At 35.9% G+C, this 26,218-nt stretch carries 15 protein-coding genes and 1 tRNA gene; 11 read left to right on the forward strand and 5 right to left on the reverse strand.

Translation table 11 applies throughout. The features are described from left to right. Positions 1–136: 136 nt before the first annotated feature. The 6 genes from UABHE_RS26340 (at position 137) to UABHE_RS26365 (ending at position 5,124) form a co-directional block, all read left to right on the forward strand. The gene (locus UABHE_RS26340; protein ID WP_372366295.1) at positions 137–976 is read left to right on the forward strand and encodes a hypothetical protein; all 840 of its coding nucleotides are present in this window, start codon (positions 137–139) and stop codon (positions 974–976) included. Further along, a complete protein-coding gene (locus tag UABHE_RS26345) occupies positions 973–2,502 on the forward strand; it encodes a pentapeptide repeat-containing protein (protein ID WP_372366296.1) in 1,530 nt (509 codons plus the stop codon). Before UABHE_RS26340 ends, UABHE_RS26345 begins: the two co-directional genes overlap by 4 nt. 50 nt (positions 2,503–2,552) lie before the next feature. Further along, the gene (locus tag UABHE_RS26350; protein ID WP_372366297.1) at positions 2,553–2,921 is read left to right on the forward strand and encodes a cytochrome c oxidase assembly factor Coa1 family protein; all 369 of its coding nucleotides are present in this window, start codon (positions 2,553–2,555) and stop codon (positions 2,919–2,921) included. A gap of 3 nt (positions 2,922–2,924) precedes the next feature. Continuing rightward, complete coding sequence (locus tag UABHE_RS26355) at positions 2,925–3,524, forward strand: HAD family hydrolase (protein WP_372366298.1); 600 nt, start codon at positions 2,925–2,927, stop codon at positions 3,522–3,524. A 109-nt stretch (positions 3,525–3,633) separates the two neighbouring features. Then, entirely contained in the window at positions 3,634–4,188 is a 555-nt protein-coding gene (locus UABHE_RS26360) for a hypothetical protein (protein ID WP_372366299.1), read from the forward strand. Positions 4,189–4,413: 225 nt separating this feature from the next. Beyond that, on the forward strand, positions 4,414–5,124 hold the full coding sequence (locus UABHE_RS26365) for an alanyl-tRNA editing protein (RefSeq protein WP_372366300.1): 711 nt from the start codon (positions 4,414–4,416) through the stop codon (positions 5,122–5,124). Between the two features lie 138 nt (positions 5,125–5,262). On the opposite strand, the gene UABHE_RS26370 is transcribed toward UABHE_RS26365, so the two are convergent. Continuing rightward, the gene (locus UABHE_RS26370) at positions 5,263–6,039 is read right to left on the reverse strand and encodes a hypothetical protein (protein WP_372366301.1); all 777 of its coding nucleotides are present in this window, start codon (positions 6,037–6,039) and stop codon (positions 5,263–5,265) included. Between the two features lie 563 nt (positions 6,040–6,602). Between UABHE_RS26370 and rbfA the strand changes: the two genes are divergently transcribed. Then, positions 6,603–7,079, forward strand: a complete 477-nt coding sequence (gene rbfA / locus UABHE_RS26375) for a 30S ribosome-binding factor RbfA (RefSeq protein ID WP_372366302.1) — start codon at positions 6,603–6,605, stop codon at positions 7,077–7,079. Between the two features lie 68 nt (positions 7,080–7,147). On the opposite strand, the gene UABHE_RS26380 is transcribed toward rbfA, so the two are convergent. Both UABHE_RS26380 and UABHE_RS26385 read right to left on the reverse strand, forming a co-directional pair. Then, positions 7,148–8,236 (reverse strand): PQQ-binding-like beta-propeller repeat protein, encoded by a 1,089-nt coding sequence (locus tag UABHE_RS26380; RefSeq protein ID WP_372366303.1) that lies wholly within the window; start codon positions 8,234–8,236, stop codon positions 7,148–7,150. Positions 8,237–8,261: 25 nt separating this feature from the next. After that, positions 8,262–9,401, reverse strand: a complete 1,140-nt coding sequence (locus UABHE_RS26385; RefSeq protein WP_372366304.1) for an acyltransferase family protein — start codon at positions 9,399–9,401, stop codon at positions 8,262–8,264. Positions 9,402–9,843: 442 nt separating this feature from the next. Here UABHE_RS26385 and UABHE_RS26390 point away from each other — a divergent pair, with 442 nt between their 5' ends. After that, positions 9,844–12,804, forward strand: a complete 2,961-nt coding sequence (locus UABHE_RS26390; RefSeq protein ID WP_372366305.1) for a protein kinase — start codon at positions 9,844–9,846, stop codon at positions 12,802–12,804. A gap of 44 nt (positions 12,805–12,848) precedes the next feature. Here UABHE_RS26390 and UABHE_RS26395 read toward each other — a convergent pair whose 3' ends face one another. Beyond that, positions 12,849–13,589, reverse strand: a complete 741-nt coding sequence (locus tag UABHE_RS26395) for a hypothetical protein (RefSeq protein ID WP_372366306.1) — start codon at positions 13,587–13,589, stop codon at positions 12,849–12,851. A 280-nt stretch (positions 13,590–13,869) separates the two neighbouring features. On the opposite strand from UABHE_RS26395, the gene odhB reads away from it, so the two are divergent. The 3 genes from odhB to UABHE_RS26410 all read left to right on the forward strand — a co-directional run bounded on the left by odhB (position 13,870) and on the right by UABHE_RS26410 (position 17,190). After that, positions 13,870–15,075, forward strand: coding sequence for a 2-oxoglutarate dehydrogenase complex dihydrolipoyllysine-residue succinyltransferase (gene odhB, locus UABHE_RS26400; RefSeq protein ID WP_372366307.1), 1,206 nt, complete (start codon positions 13,870–13,872; stop codon positions 15,073–15,075). Between the two features lies 1 nt (position 15,076). Further along, positions 15,077–16,474, forward strand: coding sequence for a dihydrolipoyl dehydrogenase (lpdA, locus tag UABHE_RS26405; protein WP_372366308.1), 1,398 nt, complete (start codon positions 15,077–15,079; stop codon positions 16,472–16,474). Between the two features lie 630 nt (positions 16,475–17,104). Next, positions 17,105–17,190: transfer RNA gene (locus UABHE_RS26410), tRNA-Leu, on the forward strand. Positions 17,191–17,931: 741 nt separating this feature from the next. On the opposite strand, the gene UABHE_RS26415 is transcribed toward UABHE_RS26410, so the two are convergent. Further along, a complete protein-coding gene (locus UABHE_RS26415; protein ID WP_372366309.1) occupies positions 17,932–25,410 on the reverse strand; it encodes a LamG-like jellyroll fold domain-containing protein in 7,479 nt (2,492 codons plus the stop codon). Between the last annotated feature and the right edge of the window lie 808 nt (positions 25,411–26,218).

Here is a 26,218-nt window from a genome sequence, read left to right on the forward strand (position 1 = left end):
ATGTCTGAAAACAACAGGCTCTAAGCATGAATGAGTTTTTATTTTCGAACCTTACCACCACTTGTAAAGAACTATCAAAAAAATAAACAGTTCTAACAGATTCTAAAATCATATACACGAAAACGAGGAAAACAAATTGGAATTGCACACACTTTTATCAGCAAGGCCACAAAATTGCTCTATTTCTAATTGGTTTGAAAAAATAGCTCAGTGTTTACTTAACAAAGTTTCTTTGGTAATAAATGGTGAAAATTACCGCTTCATTGAAGTTGAATTTTATTATCAAAATGATAGCGACCATAATGACCCTTGCGTACATGGCGACCCGCTGCAAAAAACTTGTCATCTTTGGTATTTTCATCGTTCAGGAGGCACATATCGCTCAGGAACTTTCAAAGGCCTTGACATAACCTTTGCAGAAAAAGACGTTTTTGGTGGGATTATCATTCGCGGCATAGAAAATGAAAATGGCGAAGTTATTGATGGACCATGTTTATGTGTTAATCACATGCTAGCAAAAACAAATAAAAGTCATGTTCGAGAACTAGACAATCTCGTAACTCCTTACGATATATGGAATGCAAAGAGCCCTCTATTTATAAGAGAACATGAGAGTTTACCACAACGAAATATTATAGATTGCCCGCGCGTTGGTTTAACTTTACGTTACCGAAATAAAGCGCAACAAATGAGTAACTACATAATGAAAAACTATCGTTATTTGAGTGCACCGCGTAAAACGAAAAAAGGTAAAGTTTACTCAGCATTATCATTACACACAAAAGGAAAAACATCCGAAGAAATACAGGCAATAACTGCAAGTACAAAAAAAGCTATCGGCAATTACATCGGTTTTTTTCAAGAAGGGCAAAAATGCAATGACTTTTCTACGTATATTGGCAAGAAGCTAGATGCCCAATCGATTGCACGCCTTTATGGAACGTGGTGGAATGTTTATGGAGACGAATCGCAATGAATTCTTTCGCGAGATATCTAGTACTGTGTTTTTGCATCACTATTAGCGGTTGTGGCTTTGTCGACGTAATGAAGGATGTAGCAGAAACAACAAAAAATACTACGAAATCTATGGAAAATGTAACTAATTCCTTAAAAGACGCTGTTTCAGGAATGAAAATTGACAACAAAGCTTTTAATGAACATATGACGCGTACATCAAAAAATATGGAAAAAATGACAATAGCTTTGCACGAAACAACCTCAGGTATTTCTCAATCAACCCAAAACATTGCTACATCTACAAAAGGCATGGCTGAAACAGCACAAAATATCGACAAGTTAACAAAGTCGTTAACAAAAGCAACAGATAACACCAACAAAAAAGTTACCAAGATCTTTGATGAAATAGATTCAGTAATTACTTCTTCAAAAAAAATGATGGCTCCACTAAAACAAGTAGGAGAAAACTCCGAGCAACTTTCACAAGTAGTTGACAAAACCATAATAACAGCAAATCAAGTTCTCGACAAAGTACAAAATATGAGTAACGATGAGCAATTTTCGCGCGTTATGAGTAAACTAGAATCTGTTGGCGGTACTGTTGATGCGTCGCTTGAAAATTTAAAAGCCATTACTTCAGATGCAAGTGAAGATTATAAAAGTTTACGCCACAATGTCGGAGTCGTTTCCGAAGACCTAAAAAAAGAGGCGGTCAAAAATTTTGACAAATTAACCAATCAAATTGTAAAAACGTTAAAAAATCCATATGCTTATGGCCCATGGGTAGCTTTATTTTTATTGTTAATTCTCTTTTATTTCTTGTCAACACAAAGCAAACGACGCTTTCAGAATTTTATCAAACTACAAGGTGAAAATTTTCGCCGGCAAAGTGCAGAATTTGAAACGATGAAAAATTTACGCGATTTGTCTGAAAATATTTCTCTTGAAAAATGGAAAAACAATTTCAAAACAACAGTCATAAAGTCTAACTTACTCACTATTTTTGATGATGCCATTCCTAGCTTAGTTCAACTTTCCAGAGACAAAGTTCCAGCAGTAATGTATCAACTAATTCAAGATATATTCGTCACAAAGAAAAACAATCTGCGTCATAAAAATTTAGCGCACATCCATCTTAACAATATCGACCTTAGTGGTGGTGACTTCGTAAAAAGCGATTTGAGCCACGCATACTTAATACAGGCCGATCTGAGTTCTGCAAACTTAAACAAAGCAATTTTATCTCATGCTGACCTTGAATCTGCTCACTTACAAGATGCCTCTCTAAAAAACAGTAAACTCGTATCCGCAAACTTAAGTAGCGCAAACTTAACAAATGCTAACTTTGCAGGAGCCAATCTAAAAAATGCCAACTTGGAAAACGCAAACCTTTGTGGAGTTAACTTAAAAAAAGCCAACTTAAGTGGAGCAAATTTACACGGTGCAAATCTCGAAGGAGTGAAACTGGAAGAAGCAAATTTTAGTGGCACTATATTTGAAAACCTCAGTGACAGTAAAATACTCCTTGCTTTGAAAAAGAAATAAAAGAATTCATCCGAAAGCGCATCGACTTCAGAAATAAAAAGGATTTTCTCATGAAAGAATCACATTTCAATCGTTTTGTTGCCATTAGTTTTGTTATTTCAATTATTGGCACATTTGCGATCGTTTATTTATTACAAGTAGGAATGAAATCCTCTATTCCATACAAAAAAGCTGTCGAATTTATTCGCCAAGACAAAAAGATTATTGAGCATCTAGGTAAACCTATCAATGAAGGAATTTTTCTTTCAGGAGTGTTAGAAGACAAGAAATCTTCAGGAGACGCAAAATTTGCTATACCAATTTCGGGGCCCAAAGGTTCAGGAACTGTACATGCTGTTATTCTAAAAAAAGATAACATCTGGACAATTTCGGTAATGCTTTTCCAATACCAAAAACAAGAAATAAACTTACTGGAGTAAAATTTGAAATACTCTGGCATCATTTTCGATTTATATAACACTTTAATACACACAACATATAAAAGTCATTGCTATCGTCGTTTTTTTCAAAAGCGAAAAACTTTATCTCGCGAGACAATATATACAGCAATGACAAAACAACATGATAACTTTGCAGAGTTAGCAGTACATCTTTCTATGAAAATCGAAGACTTTTCAGAATATGAAACTGCTTTAAAAAAAGAGCTGAGATCAGCACAACTTTATCCAGAGGTTAAACAAGTTTTACACGAATTAAAGTCGTACAAAATAGCTGTAATTTCTAATCTTGCAACGCCATATTGCCAGCCGTTTTTTGATTTAGGACTTAACAACTTCGTTGACGATTATATCTTTTCTTGTGAAATGGGTATTACTAAACCAAATCCTCAAATATACAAAATTATTCAGCAAAAATGGTCGCTACCGCCGCGCGAAATTCTTATGGTAGGTGATAGTCTAACTTGTGATGTACATGGACCGTATAAAGTAGGATTTGACGCTATTTTACTCAATCGATCTCAACAAATAAACACGGAAGTAATAACCGTTAAGTCACTTTGCGAATTAAAAAATCACTTATAAAAAAAGATTAGTCAATTCTTTCATTAAACACTATAATATAATATATAAGATATAGGAATGTAAGATTTTTACCACATTCTCCCTTACAAATACATTTTGGAGGAAAACTATGAAAAAAATAACTCTCATATTACTTTTTCTCAGTTTATGTTTGGCAGAAAACCATAAATCGCAAACTTCAAAACCTCAATCTCAGAAATCACCTTCTTTAGACAAAGTAAAAATTTGGATCGAATGCCAAAGGAGATTCTTTGCTCAAGATAACATTCCAATAAAAGTTTGGGCTTACAACGGTAACTCCATAGTAATGCCATTTAGATATAAAACATTTATCAAAATAAACAACACTACGTTTAGAACAAAGAAGTCTCATTTATCTACAAGAGTAAAATTACTACCTCGTAAAAGAACTCTCATAGGCACTTACACACAAAAAAAAGCTCAAAGTGGCAAATACAGAATCCTTGGATTTGTAAAACTCAAAACCAGGACCTTAAAAAGCAATATAAAAAATGTCCAAGTATCCACTTCCATTCGTCTTAAAAGCCTCGAAGGAAGAAATAGTCGTTTAAAAACGAGAATAGAATCAAGAAAAAGAACTCCGCGAACTACTCCTCGCGAAGAAGAGGAAGAAGAGCACTGCCCTCCTCGATACTATAGATAATATGTAAGAGGTACGGTGGAAAAATATGGTAGTTGAGTTACATTGTTCACGCTCATGCAAGCATTTTACATGAGCGTGAACAACTTCACATAGTGGAAATAAAACTACTTACATATCTTTTACAAACATTACGAAAATACCATTTCCACCACACCTCTAAACAACTTACACGTCTTGCGAACCTAAAATCCATACAGTTCCTAATTTCAACGAAAGAACTTCCTAATGACAAAATTATTGTACCAAACAGATAGTTACCTAAAAGAGTTCACTGCCACTATTATCGAAACTGTAGAAGAAGGCGTTGTTCTCGATCAATCAACTTTTTATCCCGGAGGAGGAGGGCAACCTTGCGACTATGGAAGCCTGGAAACTTTAGATGGTAAAACTTACGAGATCAATGCCATTGCAAAACGCGACGGTAAAATAATTCACGTAATAGATGGTGACAAACCTCAACAACAAGAAGTCAAAGGGAAAATTGATTGGCAGAGGCGTTATAAGCTCATGAGAACGCACACGGCGATGCACATTCTATGTGGTGTGATATGGCGGGACTACAACGCGGCAGTTACAGGTGGTAATATGCAAGTTTGTCAAGGAAGGATGGATTTTGAGTTAGAAGGTATGCAACGCGAAATGGTTAGCGAAATAGAAATCAAAATCAATGATGAAATTCGTCAACAACGACCAATCGTTATCAAAATACATCCACGTGAAGAAGCATTAAAAATACCAGACCTTATTCGCACAAAGACAAACTTAGTCCCTAAGGAAATAACAGAAATTCGCACGGTAGACATTGTAGGGCTTGATCTTCAAGCAGATGGAGGCACTCATGTCGCTAATACAAAGGAAGTTGGAAGCTTAAAATTGATCAAATACAAAAGTAAAGGCCGCATCAATAAAAGACTTACGATGGCTGTTGAAGATTAAGTTTGTGGTCTTGTACAATGCATCAATTTACCACTACCTCAAGTCCTGCAACCTTTAAAAGTTGGGCGGCACAACACCGCCCTTCTTTATACGATACTTAGCTTGAGTATATTTTACGAGAATACTTTGTCAATAATCTTACCAATCACTATCTTCTAAATCATCAATCCCTGAATCATCTTCAAACGAATCTTCTGAGTCGGCGTCTTCAAACGAATCCTCTGCATCTTCGAATGAATCTTCTGAATCAACATCTTCAAATGAATCCTCTGCATCTTCGAACGAATCTTCCGATGGCGAATCTTCTGAATCAACATCTTCAAACGAGTCTTCTGAGTCAACATCTTCAAACGAATCTTCTGAGTCAACATCTTCAAACGAATCTTCTGATGGCGAATCTTCTGAGTCAACATCTTCAAACGAATCTTCTGAGTCAACATCTTCAAACGAATCTTCCGAAGTTGAATCCTCGAAAGAGTTTTCAGAAGATTTATTAGTATCATCATTTGAAATAGTCGTATCTTCACCATCTTCAATTTCTTCAATAATAGCCGGCTCTGAACTAGAAAAAGCATCGCTAGGACTTGCCGAAGGAACACTACTTTCCATATTTAAAGTGCTATCTTCAAAAGAACTAGCTTCCGAGTTCGTTTCCCAAGTACTATCATTTAAACTAGTAGCTTCAGTATCAAGCGAAGATGCTTCTGGCGCAAGTTCTTGCGGCTCTGCATCTTGTATTTCAGTATCACTACTTGCGTCGTTTATTGAGTTATTGCTTTCTATTGGATTTTCGGTAATATTACTTTCTTTTTGCGTTTCTGTTTCTTGGGTATTTCCCAAATTTGATTGACTCTCAGTTGTTGCACAGGAGATTATCATTGCAGCAACCATCATTAGCAATAAAATACGTGTCATACTTTTTCCCTTCATAATGAACATTGTCTTACTACAGACTTGCCAAGCATAAAAACAAGTAGCTCAACAAAAGTATCTAAAATGTTTAGGAGTTTTCTTTTTTAGTAAGCGCTACGAAACAGTACAGCTAAGAGCAGCAAAATTAAAAAAGAAAAGAACAAACAACAGAACAAATACCTCTGCTACTTAACTATTAGCATAAGTTTATCTTGGCATTAATTAACTGTCAAACATTTTGTCAGTTTCCAAAATCAATAAGGACCAAGGATAAACATTTCATCTACACACCTTTATTATAACAAATATCTTTTCATCAACATGTAATTGTTATGTCATCATTTTAACATATTTTAATAATAGTTATGTGATAAGCGGTGCGCACCTTAAAACTTGTTTCTTTTTCTTTTTATGCCTCTTGATATTTCTATACTTTCATAGTACACTAGCCATGAATTCACACAATTACCAAAACAAATTCTAGAAAATATATACTTAGGGAAACAGCTGAAAATAATAAATTATTCTCAACCGCGTCCCTTATTTTAAAATCGCGGATATTAAATATGCCAAAAACAGATCGACTAAACAAAAGAGTAAAAGAATTAGCCTCAAAAATTATCTTATATCGTTTAAGTGACCCTAGAATTAAACGCGTTACAATCTTACGAGCAAAATTTTCACCCGATTTACGTTATTGCACAGTGTACGTGTCAATACTGGGGACAAAATCTCAAGTTCGAACGGCCTTGCGCGGTTTGCAACATGCTCGTGGTTATATCCAAAGACAAATAGCTGAACGCCTATCACTGAGATATGCTCCTATAATAAAAATAGAGCACGACGAAGGTCTAGAGCAACAACAAGAAATGTCAACTCTTATCGACGACATCAGAGAAGACGACAAAGAATATACTCCTGATCTTGAAGAACCACAAGAAAATGATCAAGTAGACCAAGAAGTGCAAAATGAAGATCATAAAACGACAGAGAACAACGACTCTGCAAAGGATGAAAATATCTCTCAAAATCAAGATAAATAAATCGATCGAGCGTTTAACTGGTTAGAGATGTAAAGTAAAACCTCTAACCAGTTAGTTTTAGATCTTTACTATTTACTCAAGGCATAGACAGTTCCATCATCACATCCAATTATCAAATATCCTTGGCTAACAGCAGGTGAAGCATAGATACGCGAACCCGTTTCAAAAGTCCATATATGTTTACCACTTTTTTTATTGATAAAATGTAATCGTCCAGAAAACTCTGCAAACACAATCTTGTCACCGACAATAATTGGTGATGTTTCTATGCGGCTTTTCGTTTTATATTGCCATATGTCTTTTCCTGATTGTATATCCACAGCAAAAATCCGTCTTTTTTTACTAGCAAAAATAGCGCGGTCACCATCAATAAGAGCACTAGCATAACATTCACCTTTTCCTGCCTTTTTTTCAATGCTCCACAAAGTTTTCATTTGAGAATAGTCTATACAATAGTAATCGCCGTTTAACGAACCGATAACCACTTTATCTCCACCAAAAGTGGGTGCTGATGCAAAATACGATTTTCCATCAACACTACCTTGTTCTTTTCCGCTTTCTATATTTATAAATCTAATAAGTCCATCACAACCAGCAATAACAGCATTTGTATCAACAACACAAGGAGTTCCGTGTACAGGAGCATCGGTTTCTAGTTTCCACAACAGCTTACCATCTTTTTTTGATAAACAATAAAGATGATGATCATACGATCCAAAAATAAGTTTATCTTTGTAATAGTTCACACCGGAAATTACCTTATCCTCACAAGTAAATTCCCATAATTTTTTTCCAGAGCCAGCATCCAAAGCATGAACTACCCCATCTTCATCTCCAACATAGACTACTTCACTTATTACAGAAGGAGATGCACTAAAAGTACTTTCCGTAGTGTATTCCCATATTTTTTTTCCCTCTATTAAATTAACGCATATAACTTTCCCACTTACAGTGCTCAAATAAACATTGCTTTTCACAATAGCAGCTGTCGCTTTTACCCCATCTTCAACTTCAAAAACCCACTTTTCTTTTAAAGAATCAGGTAATGTCTCCCTTGAAATACCTGTTGATTGAGAATCATGATGCTGCATACACCAGTCATCTGTTTGTCCTAGACAAATAGAACACAATAAAAAAAGTATAATACTTTGTTTCATAAAAAATCCTCCTCAATAACAGGTTCTAAGAATAGGAAAAAAATCGTTTAAGTTTTAAAAAAGGTTTTTCGATCACTTGATAAACTATCATAGACAACAAAATACTGACCAAAATATACACGCTAAAAAGTAATACAATATCAAAAATGCCTTGCGAATCATTCCACGGAACGATAAAAGCAAAGACAATTGTATGCATTAGATACAACCCATAAGAATATTTACCGAAAAGAGTTAGCACAGTAGAACTCACAATACCAACATACCACTTAACGCGATTATTAATAACAAGGGTAACAAGAGACATTGAAAACAAACCCCAACAAAATCGCGCAAAAACCTCACGCATAATACCGTGCTTGAACACAAAACTAATCACAACAAAAAAAGGTAAAGCAATCAACCCACATATAGTAATCCTATTCCATAATTTCTTGCGAAAATTACTTTCTCGTAGCAACAAAGCAATAAAAGTACCCATGCACAACATATCAAAATTACAAATAACTAAAAATGTCCAGCCACTACCTTTATCTACTGTTGTTAACGCAAAATACCCACGGCAAAACAAAGAAAAAGTGATTAATAAATACACAACAGTAAACAAGTTTTTTAATGAAAAATACTTAATAACAAAAGGCCAAAATAAATAAAACTGTTCCTCTACTGCTAAGCTCCAAGTAACGACTAAAAATAAAGGATAATCATAGTGCCCATTTATAAAAAAAAGAACATTTGAACTATAACTAAAAAACCAAAACATATCTCCATTAGAAAAATTTCGAAATAGTTTAGTATAATCCTCGCCAATCAACATCGGGAAAAAAACAAGCATTATCAATAAATAAGAGTAGTACAGAGGAAATATCCTCAAGGTACGCCGAGAGATAAAATTAAAGAAATAGCCGTTACTTGATCGTTGATCAAGTAAAATTCCACTGATTAGATAACCACTTAGTACAAAAAAAGTTTGCACTCCGACATCACATAAGCGAAATGAAAATCCTAAAATATTTATCCAAAAATTACCGTGTGTCCAGTAAGGCCACTCCACAAAAAAATGGAACACCATAACAAGTATAATCGCAATACCCCGTATTCCATCTAAACCTTTTATGTGGCCTTGGTATTCAGGCTTGTTATCTACGCAAAGAGAATATAACATATTTTCACTCTAAATCTAAAAGTACCGAGGTACGTTGTTACGCACCTCGCAAAACGTTGATAAAACAATTGTTGTATTTTCAGTATATTTTTCCTTATAATTCATATACTATATTACAAGTACATCAATATATCCTTCAAATAAAAGATACGAAGAAAACAAAATGCCGAAAAACGTTAATAAAAGAAAACCATCACTACCTTTATGGGAAAGACTTGTACTCTGTGTAACAGTAATTACCATTGTTGTTATCGTATTTGTGTTCACTAAATAGCTGTGTACAAAACAATACGCCTAACAAAATAGTCATCCAATTACAATATAAAAAGTTCTATTTTGGAATACTAAAAACACATAGTTGCAGTTGAAATAAGAGTAAATTAATTGTTATAGAATGCTATTTCTATCCTTATAGCAGCTATTCTATTGGAAGAGAGATCTTATGGATGAGAATGAACAGACCCACAATTCTGCCCAAGAAACACTTGCAGCAATGCCTACTAGTGCAGGTAAAGAAAAAATTCCTACACAGATAGGCCGCTATAAAATAATTTCAGAGTTAGGCCGCGGTGGAATGGGAATAGTATTTAAAGCGCAAGATAGTAAACTAAAAAGAACTGTTGCTCTAAAAGTGCTCATTGGAAACATTCTAACCAACGAACGCAAAGCACGTTTTTTCGCAGAAGCGCAATCTATGGCCAAATTAACTCACGAAAACATCATTAAGCTATATGACTATGGTGAAGACCAAGGAGTTTGTTTTTTTACAATGGATTATATCGATGGGCAAACTTTAGATCAAATAATGAAGCAAAAGCGATTTTCATATAAAAAAACCGCTGCTCTTTTAGAGAAGATTTGTTTAGCCATGGATTACTGTCATAGCCAAAAAATCATACACCGCGATCTAAAGCCTTCAAATATAATGATCAAAGACGACAAACCTTATATTATGGATTTTGGAATCGCTAAAGCAGAAACAAGCGAAGATGGTCTCACTAAATCAGGTGCTATTATTGGTAGTCCTCACTATATGTCTCCAGAACAAGCAGAAGGAGATCGTCGAAATATAGATTATCGCACCGACATTTACTCTTCAGGCATGATCCTTTACTACTGTCTAACAGGAAAATCATGTTTTTCAGGAGAAAGCGCCATAAAAATTTTAATGAAAATTATGCGCGAAACTCCTATTCCTCCAACACAAGTCAATCCTAAAATTCCTAAAGGTCTAGAAAATATTTGCCTAAAAGCACTATCCAAAAGGAAAGAAGACCGCTACGAATCCATGCGCTTTTTTGCACGTGATCTCAACAGATTTTTACGTGGTGGCCAAGTAAAAGTTCGTATACCAAAACAAAAACCTTCAAAGCAAAAATCTTCAAAGAATAAGTATTGGGCTTTTACCTCCATTGCAGTTGTCTTTATTCTCATAATTTTTGTTGCTTTAGCCGAACCTTCTCCACTAGAACGCTTAAAAACACAAGCAGAAGAATACTTAGTAGGAGGGTTTTCTCAAGAAGCGATCATCACCACTCAAGATATACTCAACACGGATTCCTATAATGAAGAAGTTTGGGATATTTGGTTTACAGCAAACTACCAGCTACTATCAAAAAACTCTTTTTCCAAAGTAAAAGAAAACATTGAACGTCTTAGAAAAAAAATACCAACTAGTTTTGAAATAGAAACCAAGGCGCTCGACCACTCTTTAGAAGCTCATTCACTAATCGCCAAAAAATCGTTACGTAATGCTAAAAAACAAATATTAAAATTACGAAACAACGATAAATTCTTTACCCAAACATTACTACAAACTACTGCCAAAAACTTAGAACAGCTAATATCTCAAACACAAATTGACATACAAAAAGAAACTCTTGCTCTACAAAAAAGACAACAAAAAGAAAAAGAGCAAAAACAAGCGGAAGAAAAAAGAAGAAAAGAACTCGAAGCAATGCATGCCAAAAACGAGCAATTGGCATTAGAGTTAGAACGTACAAAAAAAGAGAAAAAAGAAAAAGAAGCGCAACAATTAACTCCAAGGGAATTTATTCAAAAACGCATAAAAGAAGCAAAAAATGATATCAAAGATAACGTTGTAGACAACGTCAGGGATAAAGTTAAACAAATCGAAAAAGACATTCGCAAAAAACTAGAAAATCCACAAGTTCCCGACAAAGAAATTCTGAAAAAAGACCTTCAACAAGCGCAAGAATCTACTCAAATGTTTCGCCGCAACATTCGTCGCGATGGTATAACTTCTCAACCAGATGTACTAGATTTAATTATCAAAAATAAATGCTTTTTAGAAAGCGTTCCATTGTTAACACCCCCTGTAGCAATAGGAAATGCTTTGTATGTTCACAATAACTTAGCGGTATATAGGTTAAACATCGAAACACTAGAGCCAGAGTGGACATTTTTTAAATTACAAAATCGATTTACGAAGACCCCTCACATAGTTCCACCGCGCGAAAAATTTTTCAAGCGCGACTATGAATACTCAGCTTTGTTATGGGACCAAGGAATTCTGTACTTTGCTTCTAATTTGCCTGGAAAAGGTAGTAGAAGACCTAGGCGAAACAAAAAAAATAATATTTCAAATAGTTTCCATGCTATAGATACCACAAGCAAAACCCCTAAAATAATCGACCGTATTGATATACCCTCTAAAATTACTACATCACCTCTTATACACAATAACCGTATCTACTTTGGTTGCTTAAACGGATCTGTATATGCTTTAAATTTTAAAAATAACAAATTCTCAATTGCAGCCAAATACCCTAGTAGAAAAAATAAGGCTATTATTTCATCGCCTCTTATTTACAATAATAAACTTATTTTTCGATGCGATGGCAAGTACATCTACAGTTATTCGCTTACAACAAAAAAAATGAACCAAAAATTTATTGGTGGAGGTACTTTTTCTACTCCAGTGGCGTACGACGATTACATTTTCGTTGCTAACCGCGAAGGAAATATAGGTTGTCTAACAGACAGTTTAGAAGAAGAATGGCTTATGGATGGAGAAGGTATACCTATAAAATCTTCTTTGGCCATTGCAAAAGATACTATATACGCCTTCTTTAGTAATGGTCACTTTTGGGCACTAAGCCGCGATTTAGATGATGAAACAGTATACTATGGTTCTGTTGGCCCAACGAGATGTTCTCCGACCATGACTAAACAATATCTATATATCGGTAATGATGCCTCTTCAAAAGAAGGTGGGATTGTCCATATTTTCGATTTATACGATCTAGCGAATGACGATGGTGAGATACAAATTTTTAATGAATCTTCTCCAGTAAACGGCAGTATTGTCGCAGAGCCACTACTCTACAACAAAAAACTAATTACTGTAACTGAAACTGGTTGGCTATATGTAATGGAATAAAAAGCGTACGACAGCGTATTTGGATATCCAAATACGCTCTAAATTTAAAATGATCTTCCACTAAAAAGAATATTTACATTCGACCAGAATAAGTACTTAGTACCGCCATTGATAAAATCTTCATGAACTTCATCTAGTCTTCGCAAAGCATAAGTCATTATATTGCGCGTAAACCATCTTTCCCGCGTCGCGATACGAAAAATTTCATTAATGCTAATAGCAAAATGCTCCGTCAAAAACACAGGCCTCATTGAATCATGATTACCAATGCCAATAGTCGCCCATCCCAAACGGGTACGATACACACAAACAGTATGTCCTGCTCCTAAGTTTATTCCTGTCATATACATCAAATAAGCATCAATTCCTTTTTCTCGTAAAATTGCAGCTGCTAACATAGCCGCTTCAACACACTCAAAAGAAGCTAGTTGCTTATTTTTATTATAGGCATTAAAAATCTGCCTTGCACTATGAAGACAAGAAGGCTTCTGAGGAATTAAATCTTCCTCTTCACCATCGCGAAGAAGCCACAATAGAGTAACAATATCTCGAATTGTTCCTTCATCCGCTATTTTTTTTATTTTTTCATGAGTACTTAATTTACCATCTGCAAGAATTTCTTTGAGGGCTTTTTCTTTAAGAGAAAATGTATCTAACTCTTTTTTTATTTTATCTTTAGAAATTTCATTGATTGGAATATCACTAATTCGTAGAGAAGTTCCACAGCCGATAACCACCCAAGAGAAACACAAAATCATGAGAAAATTTTTAAATATAAATTTCATAAAGCACTTGATCTCGATACAATAATTTTAACAATAACAAATTCCAGATAGTATTTTTTTAAGTTATTAGATTATGGTAAAGTTAGGTAAACTAACAAAGTAAGATAGTAAATAAGTGGCCTGACAAAAATAGTTACCCAGTTAGATACCTGTAAAATCTTCCATTAATTGTTAGAGCGTTTCAACATTTATTGTATAAATCTAAATGTTAGCACGCCCTATTATAAAGCGACATCGTACAGTTATAAATAAATTTTTACCTCACACGAAGGATTTTTTTATGAAAGCAGAAGTTAAAGTTCCCGCCGTAGGTGAATCTATAACCGAAGTTACCATTTACAAATGGTTAAAACAAAACGGTGATTTTGTACAACAAGACGAAATTATTTGCGAAATAGAATCTGACAAAGCCACTTTAGAACTGACCTCTGAAAAAAGTGGCGAATTAACTTGTAAAGTAGAAGAGGGAGCTACATGTGCAATTGGTGATGTCGTTGCTGTAGTTGATACAGAAAAAAAAGGAAACGCTCCGCAAAAAGAAGAAAAACAAGAGCAAAAACAAAGCGACTCAACAACCAAAGCCACCAAAAAAATCGTGCACGCCTCTCCTGCCGCCCAAAAAATCCTTAACGAAAAAAATATCGCTACTAACGACATAAAGGGCACGGGAAAAGATGGTCGCATAACTAAAGAAGATGCGCTCATGGCGACCCAAAAAGTAATCACCAATAACAAACCAGAAACAACTCCACAACAAGAATCATCAAACGACAATAAACCTTCAAACCGCAATATACGCCGCGAAAAAATGACTTCACTGCGCAAAACTATTGCAAGAAAACTTCTAGCAGCCAAGCACGAAACAGCAATGCTCACAACGTTTAACGAAGTAGACATGACAAATGTGATTGCCGCTCGCAAGCAATACAAAGAAATGTTCAAAGAAAAGCACGGAGTTGGACTTGGCTTCATGTCTTTTTTTACCAAAGCTGCCGCTATCGCAATGAAAGAATTTCCAGTAGTAAACGCTGCCATTGATGATGATCACGTTGTATACCATGATTATGTAGATATGGGAGTAGCCGTTTCAACTCCACGCGGATTAGTTGTTCCCGTAGTACGCAATGTTGAATCTCTAGGATTTGCTGGCGTCGAAAGTGAAATCATCCGCTTAGCCAAAAAAGCCCGCGACGGTAAAATTTCTATTGCCGAAATGACTGGCGGCACTTTCACTGTAACCAACGGCGGTGTTTTTGGTTCTATGATGTCGACCCCTCTTATCAACTACCCACAAGCAGCAATTCTGGGTATGCACAACATTGTAGAACGTCCAATGGGAGTAGATGGACAAATCGTCCTGCGTCCTTGTATGTATATTGCACTTTCTTACGACCACCGCATTATTGATGGCCGTGAATCTGTAGGATTTTTGCGCACCGTCAAAGAATTAATCGAAAACCCTATTCGTATGATGCTAGAGGTGTAAAATGAAAAATTATGATGTAGTAATAATAGGCTCCGGTCCTGGTGGTTATGTATGCGCCATTCGCTGTGCGCAACTAGGCATGACAACAGCTATTATCGAAAAATACAACACTCTAGGTGGTACATGTCTAAACGTAGGCTGTATTCCTTCTAAAGCGCTTCTCGATTCTTCTGAACACTATCATCAGGCCAAAGAAAAATTCGATGCTCATGGCATTTTAGTAGACAATCTACGCATTGATCTAGACAAAATGATCAAACGCAAAAACGAAGTTGTTTCACAAACCTGCCAAGGCGTCGACTACCTTATGAAAAAAAATAAAATCGACGTTTACCATGGCACAGGCTTCTTTGAAGATAAAAACACCATAGGTATTCGCAAAGAAGATGACAGCATCGAAAAAATTAGCGCTAAAAATACAGTAATCGCAACAGGCTCAAAACCAACTGTTCTACCATTTATCCCAGTCGACAAGGAACGCATCATTACCTCTACAGAAGCACTAAATCTAAAAGAAATCCCAAAGCACATGATTTTAATCGGTGGTGGAGTTATTGGAACAGAACTAGGATCTGTGTACGCCAGGCTAGGAGCAAAAGTAAGCGTAGTAGAATTGCTAGATCGTATTGTTCCACCTTTTGATAAAGTATTAAGCAAAGAACTTCAAAAATCATTAAAAAAAATGGGAATGAAATTTTATTTAAAACACAAAGTAACAAAAGTAGTGCGCGATGGAGACAATGTAAAAGTTCACGCCGATAAAAATGGAAAAGAAGTCATCCTAGAAGGTGACTACTGTCTAGTTGCTATAGGACGTTCTCCATACACCAAAGGTCTCAACCTCGATAAAGTAGGTATAGCAACAGAAAGAGGTCGCGTAGTAGTCAATGATAATCTACAAAGTTCTGTAGAAAATATATACGCTATCGGTGACGTAATTCACGGCCCAATGTTAGCACATAAAGCTGAAGAAGAAGGTATCTTTGTCGCTGAACTTCTAGACGGGCAAAAGCCACATGTAAACCACTTAACAATTCCAAATGTAGTATATACTTGGCCAGAAGTAGCCTCAGTAGGCTACACAGAAGAACAAGTAAAAGAACAACAGCGCGAATACAATGTAGGAACATTTCCATTTAAAGCAAGTGGACGCGCCCGCGCCAGCATGGACCTAGAGGGATTAGTAAAAGTAATTTGCGACAAAAAAACAGATGAGATCCTTGGTGTCCACATCATTGGCCCACGTGCTGCTGACATGATAGCAGAAGGTGTTCTTGCCATGGAGTACAAAGCATCCGCTGAAGATATAGCAAGAATTTGCCATGCGCATCCAACTTTTACCGAAGCATTTAAAGAAGCTGCACTAGCAGCTACCGACAACAGAGCTCTGCATATCTAATTATTTTTCAAAACAGCGACGTAAAATAATTATTTTAAAAATATTTTAATATCATAAAGTAATAAGTAGTAAAAAGTTACGACGCTAACATTTAAAAAAACTTTTTTTTAATTTGCATTTCAAGTAAACCATGTTGTAGACTCTTCCGCAGAGTGTTGCAAGAAAACCTAATTACCAATAGAGGTTTGTTACACCCCCCTGTTACAATACTAATTTAAGGTTGTAATAGGGGCTTGTAATTTTCCACTATTGAGATTAGTGCAAAGAAGCTCTTCCCTAAACAAAAGTTTAGGTTAATAAAAACTCAGGTATATGTAAGTAAAGCAAAACAACAAATTTAACCAATTCACAAAAAACCCTTTAGGAGAGTAAGGAATGGAGATTAAAGCAAAGCGCAAGATATTTATAACAATGCAAAATCACCAAGTGAATAATCAAGGAGCCTGTGATGTCTTCTAACGATGATGGCAATGAAAGCCAAAATGACTTAGACACACACGCTCCGAAAAACTCGGAGCTTTTTTTATGCCTTCATAGAAAAACAGAACGCCGGCCTCTGTTTTAAACTAGGGACGTAAAACACTCAGGAATACAAAAGTATGTAGGTTCGATTCCTACCGTCTCTTTTTCGACCTTGTGGTGAGTTAGGTAGCAATACAACACTCTAAAGCGTTGTACCGTCAGGTATGGGGGTTCAAATCCCCCCAAGGTCACCAAAATTAAGCGAGTTTGTATGGTGATAATTTGCAAAAGAAGTGATTTACTACTTTACAGAAACGTGTAAAACAACAAATTGAATTTAAGCAAAACAGCCACTTTCCGCATTGTGGCAATATAGCGGCAAAGTTATCTATAAGTATACCCAAAAACTATAAAACAAAATCGATTTTGGTATACAATAGTTCTGAAATAAGCCAAGGTTTTCTTCAAACAAGGAGAAAAAAAATTGGCTAAACCACAAAAAATAAGAAATTCGTGGAGATTGTTACGAAGGAAAAACATATCACCGCTTTTGCATAAAAAACAAACAACAAGCTATAATTCTGCAAAATCGCGTAGACCAAATTATAGCAGAAATTAAATATGGATTAGTCCACTTACCGCAAGGAATTTCTGTCGATTATTTTGTATTTGATCAACTAATTGATAATTCTAATCCAAACCCCCAAATACCTCAAACATCAACAATACATCAACTAATTGGTGAATTTACCCAAACCTCAAAGCCACCACAAAAAACCGAAGAAACCATAAGAATTGAACAAATTCACATTCGTCATCTAAAAAGATTCCTAACACAACAACTAAACTCAAACCCAGAGATAGAAGAAATCACCATTGGATTCTTCAACAAATACAAATCATACCCTTTTTTTCTACATATACCAGCACAGGACTCTACCAAGCTTTTACAAAACAAAGCTCAGTAAGAGTCTTATTCTCCTCTATGTGGTGGTTTAAGAACCCAAACGATAATACCTCTGTAAAAAGAATACAACTTGGTTACGTAGCAATACTTTGTTTTCGTTATTTTCATCTCCAGTTCCCCAGTAGGCTTTCCATGATGCATCAATGTCTACTAGTTTCTCATCCAACAAGTTATCCACTGCCTCTCCAATCGCAGCTAAAGTAACAGTGTAGGGGCTAATTTTTGGATCAGTGACATTTTCAACCATGTAGATAAGCCATTTGTTATCCATCACTGAAGTTTTATCAGGATACCAAACCTCTGTCGCTTCTTCAGGTTTAACCCAATAGTTAGAGTCGTTAGGTAATACTCGATTTACATAAGTAACGCGATGGAAAACCCGCCACACTCCATTGGGATGAGATCTGGCATGACGTAAAGCGCTAGCATCTGGGTCGTTACTAAAGCGCAACCATTCATTATCGATAACCTGATCAAAAAAAGTATCGAAATGCTCTGTTTTTGGAGAAAGATAAAAAGAATGGAAACGATATCCTCGTACTTTACCTGGTGCAAGGCTATCTTCATAAGGATATTTTTCATCCTCAGGGCCAATATCATCATCCTCCATGCGCTTATTGATAAAACCTTCACCATCGACTTTTACCTTGAGGCCAAAAGAAACTCCCTCATTTCTAGATTTGCTGACATTGACATTAAGGTGCCCACCAAATAATAAATCAAAAGAACCTTCAAAACCAGAAGAACTTTCCACAGAGTAATCAACATACATACCCAAATTTGTTGCTAGATGATAGGAGCCTCCGTGAGATTCATTTCTTGTTACTGAGAACTGCTCTTGTTCAGCAAAAACACCACCGTCAGCTGTCCATACATATGTATTAACAAGGTCTTTTTTTGACAGTAATTTACTCCAATCATACCCCAAATCAGAAGAAGGTAAAGCGTCTTGTGGATTTTGTTTGCTGCGTTGTTCGGTGTCGTGTTGTTTATAGATTGACTCCAAGCGTTTGTTTTCGCGCTTAATTTCTTCTTTTAAAGCATAAGTTTCTACTGGTTTAAAATAACTGCCGCGGTCTCCTTCTTGTGCTTTTTGATAATCAGGGTCAGAAACAAAACCAACCATGCCGTCAAGGGTTCCATTTTTAGTATAGCGGTTATCAATAGGGAAAATAATAATGTTCCAATCGATAGGAATATCTGGATTGGGAACCATTTCATAACCAAACAGCGCACCAGTATCTTTCAGACGTAGGCCATAAATATCAGCTGTTCCTGATTTGACAATAGCATATCCAACGTTTGCAACTAAGAAACGACGATGAACATCCTCATTTAAAATGTTTTTCCTGTTTTCCCAACCGCCAACTATTTCCAATTTGTTGTTGCAAGATTGTTGCAATGAAACACCCTTACCCAATATACGCGAAGTTTCAGTAGAAAATTTCAAATCGCCTTTTAATCCAAAAGAGAATCCCGTTGCGATCAGTAATTGGCTAATTCCGAATGCGGCGATACTCTTTTCTGATTTATTAGCATAGCCGAATTTGAAATTAGAATTGAGATCAAAACCATGAGAACGGCCAGCTTGATATTGATAGGCTACCTGCTGATCTTCACTTAATTCAATCGAAGCAGTACCAGTATAATCATCGGGCTTTGGGGGTGCCATCACCGTGAGGTTTTCACTAGGAACAGGCGGAGCACCTTCGATGTAACCAATAATCGTAGGTTGTAGCTGAGCTTGTCCCACATAAATCAAGTCGAGATCACCTACCAGAAAATTCTCAAAACGCATAACTGGATTGTTATCTTCGCTATTTTGTGATGAATATAAATAGGTGCGCTTGAGGGTACCTTTTGGCAAAGAATCACCATCGGATAACTCGATATCTCCATATTCGACAACTGAAGGGCTGTTGTCAATATTTACGGCATAGTCAGTGTTAAGTGTAGAATTTGCTGGAACAAAAGAGTGAGTGACTATAGGGGCTTCTTCTCCCACAGGTGCTTCCACTTTAAAAATACTCCTTTCATCCTCATCAGCAAATACTTTCATTCTGTTAGAGTAAATCGACTTATCAACAATCTCGTAGTACGACTTATTATCATCTTCCACTTCCCAATTAATCTCGCCATCAAAGTCCCAATAACCCAGTAGATCCTCGGGGAATTGTGACAGTGGTCGAAAACGATAGGATGCAATTTCTTCTGGTGAACGTGCACTGTTCCAAATGCGTAATTGGTCTATTTGGCTTCTGAGACAACTTGCTGATGTATCTTTATTCCGTCCAATAAACAAATTGGGAGAATGCTTTGCAAAAACTTGACCTTTATTTTCTTCTTTTGGAGTCATGTGATAACTAAGAATCGATTTACCATCGACAAAGAATTGCCAATTTGACTTCATTGTTGAAGTTCCCCACATGGTATCACTAACAAGAGTGCCATGATTATGTCCACTACTATCAACAATTCTAATACCATCCCTCTTGTTCATTTGCCACTGTGAGATAATACCTTCTTGATTGTTTGGCAACCGTTGGAAATGGAAAAGTACACCAATTTCATAATCAGTAAGTGCCCGTCTCCATAGACTAAGATTGGCAATGTCACCAATAAATTGGCAAGTTGGCTCGCTTGACTGTTCTATAAAGTATGCTCCAACAATAAGTGGCGCTTTTGATGATGAGATAGTCGGAAATCCGACTCCATTGTAGCTTTCTCTACCATCGTTTTTTACAAGTTCTTTCCCATCAACATAGATAACGAGTTGCCAATTAAAATTTCCTTTTAGCTCTCCGCCATTCCCATTGGATTCGTATGTAGTTGAGGATTGCAAAACACAAGTTGCGGCAATATGGTGCCACTTGTCTACACTTAATGTTTCAAATGTCTCACAATAAAGTTCACTTGCAGGAACATTATCAGAGTAAGTAACACAAACGCTAAATTGCAACTTGTTCTCGGTGTTAAGTACCAATTTGTAACTTTTACCATCATTTACATCACCTATCTTCATCGCAATGACCTGGGTATTATCATTTACACTTTCAGGAGGCAAGTGTTGCTTGGGACGTATCCATCCTTCGATGGTCATCTGTTCTCCGGGATTAAAAGAATCATTGTTGCCGAAATTAATCCAGGTTGCAGTAGAACCTTTGCTATCACTGTCGAATTCTAAGATGTTGCCCATGCGAAAAACAGCTGCAAGGTGATACCATTGGTCGAAATTTAGCCTAACATTTGCGAGCCCCATCATACCATCAGTATAATCTTCAAACGCACCACACAGGTTTATGCTGTTTTTCGCATCATCCAGTAATGGATCTTGCCATTTAAAACTGAGATCATCATTTTTACTTGCCAATATACCGTGATAGTTGTTACCACTCAAATCATATATATTTTTTTCGTTGCAATCGTTCATTGGGTAATAGGCTACAAGCCCTTCTTCATTTCCTGTGAGGCGATTTTTTTGAGTGGATAGTTCAATGTTTTCTGTTGGCAGTGATTTTCCCCAAAAGCGAAATTCATCCATTTTACCTTTGAAAAAATCATCCAGTCTCCCGTCATTCCAATCCTGTCCAAGATACCAACCCATTTTTCCTATTATAAGGTCCTCATTCTTAACATTAAATCTGTCGATAATATAACTTTGTGAACTACGCTCACTACCCAAATAAAATTTTACAGAAACATAAGTTTCACTAGAAGCAGTTCCATCAGAGTTAAGCTTTGGAGACAACTCAAAGCAAAAGCGATAGAATATCAGATTATCGAGAACGGTTTGGTTTTCGAATTCTCGAATAAAAAGGTGCACATTGATATCTCGTGGGGTATTTCCAACAATGACACGCAGTGTGTGTGATCCCTTCCAAGAAATAGCATAAATCGCATCCTCACCTTCACTGTTTGTCTTTTCCTGCAAACTGACTATTGTTGGATAATGGCCATTTCTTCCTGGTTGAGTGCCTTCCAATTGTGCCCAAAATTCAATGGAAAATGTTGGCGGAACAGAAAAACGGGGCAATTTGATATAATCACCGTATTCACTCTCATTATTTTTATCACTATTAAATTCCAAGCTATATGCTGATCTTTTTGCCATTAACGAAAACCGCTTATTATTATTGTGGTTATCGTATTGCAAAATATGGAGAAAATCTCTCCCATGACCACTCCATATTTCTTCATTAGGTTTCAACCACAGCTCAAAAGAACACTTACCATCTTGTGCGAAAGTATTTGGCATTTTACTTTTGCCGTAGGAATAGCCTCCTGCAGCACGTTTTAAATTGAAATCGAGACTATGTTTATCTTTGTCAGCTGATAACCAGTGAGGAGATTCACCATTAGTAAATAGATTTGCAGTTATTGGACCTTCTTTTGCCAAATCAGTGTCTAAGTTATCACCTCCGATATTGACTGCATTAGCAGAAAATAAAACACTATGATGATAATTGCTTTTCTCTTTTATATCACCTTGCGGTGTATAGTCGCAGCCTTGATTGATTTTGTGCTTTCCGCCACTTTCATAAACCCCTGGATTTACAAAGTTTTCCATACCAATGTTGAAAAAAGTAAAAAGACGCGACCCTTCAGGCAGTCCATTTATCGATTCTTCCCCTTCTTGATGCAGAGAACTATACTGACTATAATCATAAATATAATTACCTCTATTATAGCCACTATTATAACCATCTGCTTTCCCTGTTAATACTGCTGTAAATAGTGGCCCAGAAAGAGGAACATTCTTCCACTCTTCCCTGTAAGCGCCAATACCTTTTTGCCGCAAAGACTGTATTGTTTCGACAGTGGAATTATTAATTAGACAATCTATAGTCTGGTGAGGACCAGTAACTAACGAAAGTACATCAGCTTCTTTCCAATTATTGTCTCCAACTCCATTCTTGTAATAATCAAACGTTTTCCAACTACTATCAGCATACTCGTAGCAAATAACACCCCCATTTTTTATCCCGGTCCAAAGTTTTCGTTCGTTGTCAAGAGCCATTGTTATAACATGACCCTCATTTGCTATGGACTCAATAGAAAGATCTCCCAGATTCAAAAGCTTGATACCCTTGTCAGTGCCTAATAAAAATTGCCCAGGTCCCCATGAAACAGAGCAATAAACTGAATTTACACCATCTATCTCTAGGCTTCCAGACCACTTTTCATTGTTTAAGTTGTAATAGGCATAATTTTTTCTTGCAGTGGCGAGTAATATGTCGTTTTCATCAATAGCAAAAGACTCAATATTGCCATCAGCGTTAGAAAACGGAACTTTTTCTATTTCTTTTTCTATCTTATCTATTGGATTGTAATAACAATATACCTTTGGCCCATCATCATCTCTTTTGCCTGATACCCATAAACGGTTGTTAGCAGTATCAGCATATAAATTATGGATGTTATGGCCAAGAGAATCGAATTCTATTGGATCATCAAGTGCACCATCATTGGCACTTTCTATATCATAGCGTCTTATATGTTTACTGGATTCTCCAATATAAATAAACTGCCTCATACACGCGATAGAATTTGTATCCTTCTCTGTCTCGTTTGTTGTTACAGCTTCAATATCATCTTTCCATTCCTTTATTGCTGGATTGTAGCGATAAAGTTTCCTATGTGATAAACGACATAAAAAACCATTACTATCGTATGCAAGTTTTTTTGTTGCAGAGTTATTATCCTCAGCAGAATTAGCGGAGTTGTATAATGTGCGATAAGTTTTGAATGAGCTGGAAAGTGTCACATCGGCTTGCAGATATGGGTTGGCGGTATCTATGTTGTTAGGTTCACTAATAGTGATAGAAACAGGATCGGTACTACTAATATGAGCAAAATCTTTCGTTACACATTGAATGCATGCTACCTCTTTTTTTTCTTGAGATTCCTCTTGAGATTCCTCTTGAGATTCTTGAGGAACCTGAGGTTCTTCATACTCAGGCAATAAAAATTGTGTGCGATCAAAATCTTGCTCTAGGGTTGAGTAGTCGTAAAAGACAGCTTTACCTTCTATCACTTGCATATCATCTGCTGGATCATTGAGGGCTTGGCCGTTTATCACTGAAGTCAATTGGTTAATTGCTTGTGGCACGTAATTCCATTCTTCTTTGTTGCCCTCTGTCTCATCATCTTGCAAAGTTAGTTTATAAAATCCTTTTACCCACAGATTTTTATCCCAGGGAGCATTTATCTTTTCTATTTTAACTTCTGGTGTTGCAGAGGATTGGATTGTTTGTCTGGTCGCAAAAGTTAATTTACCGTTGGCTACATTAAACCCTATTTCTGTTCTTTGAGCTTTAGTTTCGTATTGAATAACTGCAAATTCATTATTAGTATTGCGAAAATAACAGTGAACCAGACCATCACCGCCATCTAATAAAAATGGAACCCCTTGCAATTTAATCTTGTCTTTAGACATCAAAACAGCACACACTGTAAGTTCTGGAACTTTTCGATTTGAATTGATGATAGGCATCTCACCATCATCTTTTAATTGGTCATTGGTGTAAGTAAGCTCAGAAAGTTCAATAGTATCAGAATCAATATCAGCGAGTTTACCAGTAGTTGTTACTGCAAAATCAAGAATTGCCAAATTATTTGAATCCGATATTTTTACAGGAATAGCTAACATCATTCGCAAATGACGTTTTATATGTTTGTTATCATCTTTTACATCGGGCAGGTGCTCTTGTAAACTATATTTACTAGTAGCAATACCATTGATAATATCCAATTCTAGAGAATATTGATGAGTTGGTTCTATAACACCATTGTCTTGCATTGCAGAAAGTGGTATATCCCATAACCCTTCCTCATTTTGCGGAAGATAATAAACATTTAGCTTCTTATTATCAGTGCCTTCTACAGTATAGATATGCCATAAAGCCTCGTCTCCTTGTGAGGTAGGAACCAGTTGTACACTAAATATCCCCTCATAAGCACCGTTAATAGGAGTTAATTCTAGCATTGGTTCATGAAAAGGCTTTTCATCTTTGTCTTTGAACGACACTTCATCTTTGTCATTTTCAGGTAAATTTTTCTTACCACTATGCTTATAGCGCACTTCATAAAGAGGTTCTAATGTATAATCAACTTCTCCAGGTGAAACTGCATCGGTACTATCTGGCTGTTCTGTAAACGTTGGAACTTCCACTAATCGAAAACGAGTCAAGTAAATTCGATCTTTTGTATCGTTATTTTGATTTGAATGACGAAAGAGATAGATATTCTCTCCGTCAGTGATAACATCGATATTTTTATGAAAAGAAAGCTCTATGTTGGCAGTATCTACTTTCAAAACTCCTGTGCTGCCAAAACGCACGGCAGAAGGAAAAGTTAATTTTTTTTGTTCGGTCCAAACTTCAGGGCTATCAGAAAGCCCTGGTTGTGGATCCATTATTTGGTAGGATATCTCTTCTTCCGAAGAAACATAAAAAACTACCACCAATCCACGATAACGGATTGATTTTATTTGTTTTGTTTCAGTCATTTTACCCCTCATAATTTTTCATATAAAACAATTATATATTATAGCGCTGCATCAATGATCTTATTTCGGTTTTAGGAACAACATAAACTTAGAGAAGATCACTTTCCAAAATCCGTCGTGTTTGAACTATGACTAGTATTAGCGTAAAACCATACTAAAGCCGTGTATACTCTGCTCAGTTTTTATATTGCAAATTTCTTATATTTTTCGGAATTTAATTAAAATGATATTTTTTGAATATTTGTAATTGTTTTCGTTTTTGCTCATAGCATATTCACCTTTCGTGAATAAACTTTTATATAAAAGCATTTGGCTAATTTAAAGATTACAAATAACACTATTAAAAGGATTTGGTCATGTGTTTAGGTAAAACTTATAAAGTTGAAGATATTAAATCATTTTTGCTATCATTTTCTTTTTTTGAAAAGCATAGCTTGTAATTTAACAATTTTAGTTTGTGATTTGAAAAAGACTATTTGTGATTGTAGAAGTGAGAATAAGAAAGCTAAATTGTTTGTATAAAAGAATTTTCTTTGCGGTAAAACAATTTTGCAATCCTATAGTAAGACTATAATAATAAGTAATCAAGAAAATTTCAGAAAAGGCCTCTTTTATAAACACTTTTGTCGTAGAAAATAAATCTCGATTTTTGCAGTAAAGAGCGGGTAAAAAAAATAGTCTTTTATGAACATTGTGTTTTTTAAATAAGCAAGTAGAAACAAACTGGACTTCTCAGTTAAATCCAAATATTAATTTACAAGGTGGCAAAGTGGCAAGATTTTCGCAAAAAGATTGTAGTTGTACGATT

Origin of the sequence: Candidatus Uabimicrobium helgolandensis, from assembly GCF_041508025.1 — a bacterium.
GTDB classification, from domain to species: Bacteria; Planctomycetota; Uabimicrobiia; order Uabimicrobiales; family Uabimicrobiaceae; genus Uabimicrobium; species Uabimicrobium helgolandensis.

Coding starts and splice junctions, on each gene's coding strand:
- UABHE_RS26345 (WP_372366296.1), top strand. CDS start 973: ATGAATTCTTTCGCGAGATATCTAGTACTGTGTTTTTGCATCACTATT.
- UABHE_RS26350 (WP_372366297.1), top strand. CDS start 2,553: ATGAAAGAATCACATTTCAATCGTTTTGTTGCCATTAGTTTTGTTATT.
- UABHE_RS26360 (WP_372366299.1), top strand. CDS start 3,634: ATGAAAAAAATAACTCTCATATTACTTTTTCTCAGTTTATGTTTGGCA.
- UABHE_RS26365 (WP_372366300.1), top strand. CDS start 4,414: ATGACAAAATTATTGTACCAAACAGATAGTTACCTAAAAGAGTTCACT.
- UABHE_RS26370 (WP_372366301.1), bottom strand. CDS start 6,039: ATGACACGTATTTTATTGCTAATGATGGTTGCTGCAATGATAATCTCC.
- rbfA (WP_372366302.1), top strand. CDS start 6,603: ATGCCAAAAACAGATCGACTAAACAAAAGAGTAAAAGAATTAGCCTCA.
- UABHE_RS26380 (WP_372366303.1), bottom strand. CDS start 8,236: ATGAAACAAAGTATTATACTTTTTTTATTGTGTTCTATTTGTCTAGGA.
- UABHE_RS26385 (WP_372366304.1), bottom strand. CDS start 9,401: ATGTTATATTCTCTTTGCGTAGATAACAAGCCTGAATACCAAGGCCAC.
- UABHE_RS26390 (WP_372366305.1), top strand. CDS start 9,844: ATGGATGAGAATGAACAGACCCACAATTCTGCCCAAGAAACACTTGCA.
- UABHE_RS26395 (WP_372366306.1), bottom strand. CDS start 13,589: ATGAAATTTATATTTAAAAATTTTCTCATGATTTTGTGTTTCTCTTGG.
- odhB (WP_372366307.1), top strand. CDS start 13,870: ATGAAAGCAGAAGTTAAAGTTCCCGCCGTAGGTGAATCTATAACCGAA.
- lpdA (WP_372366308.1), top strand. CDS start 15,077: ATGAAAAATTATGATGTAGTAATAATAGGCTCCGGTCCTGGTGGTTAT.
- UABHE_RS26415 (WP_372366309.1), bottom strand. CDS start 25,410: ATGACTGAAACAAAACAAATAAAATCAATCCGTTATCGTGGATTGGTG.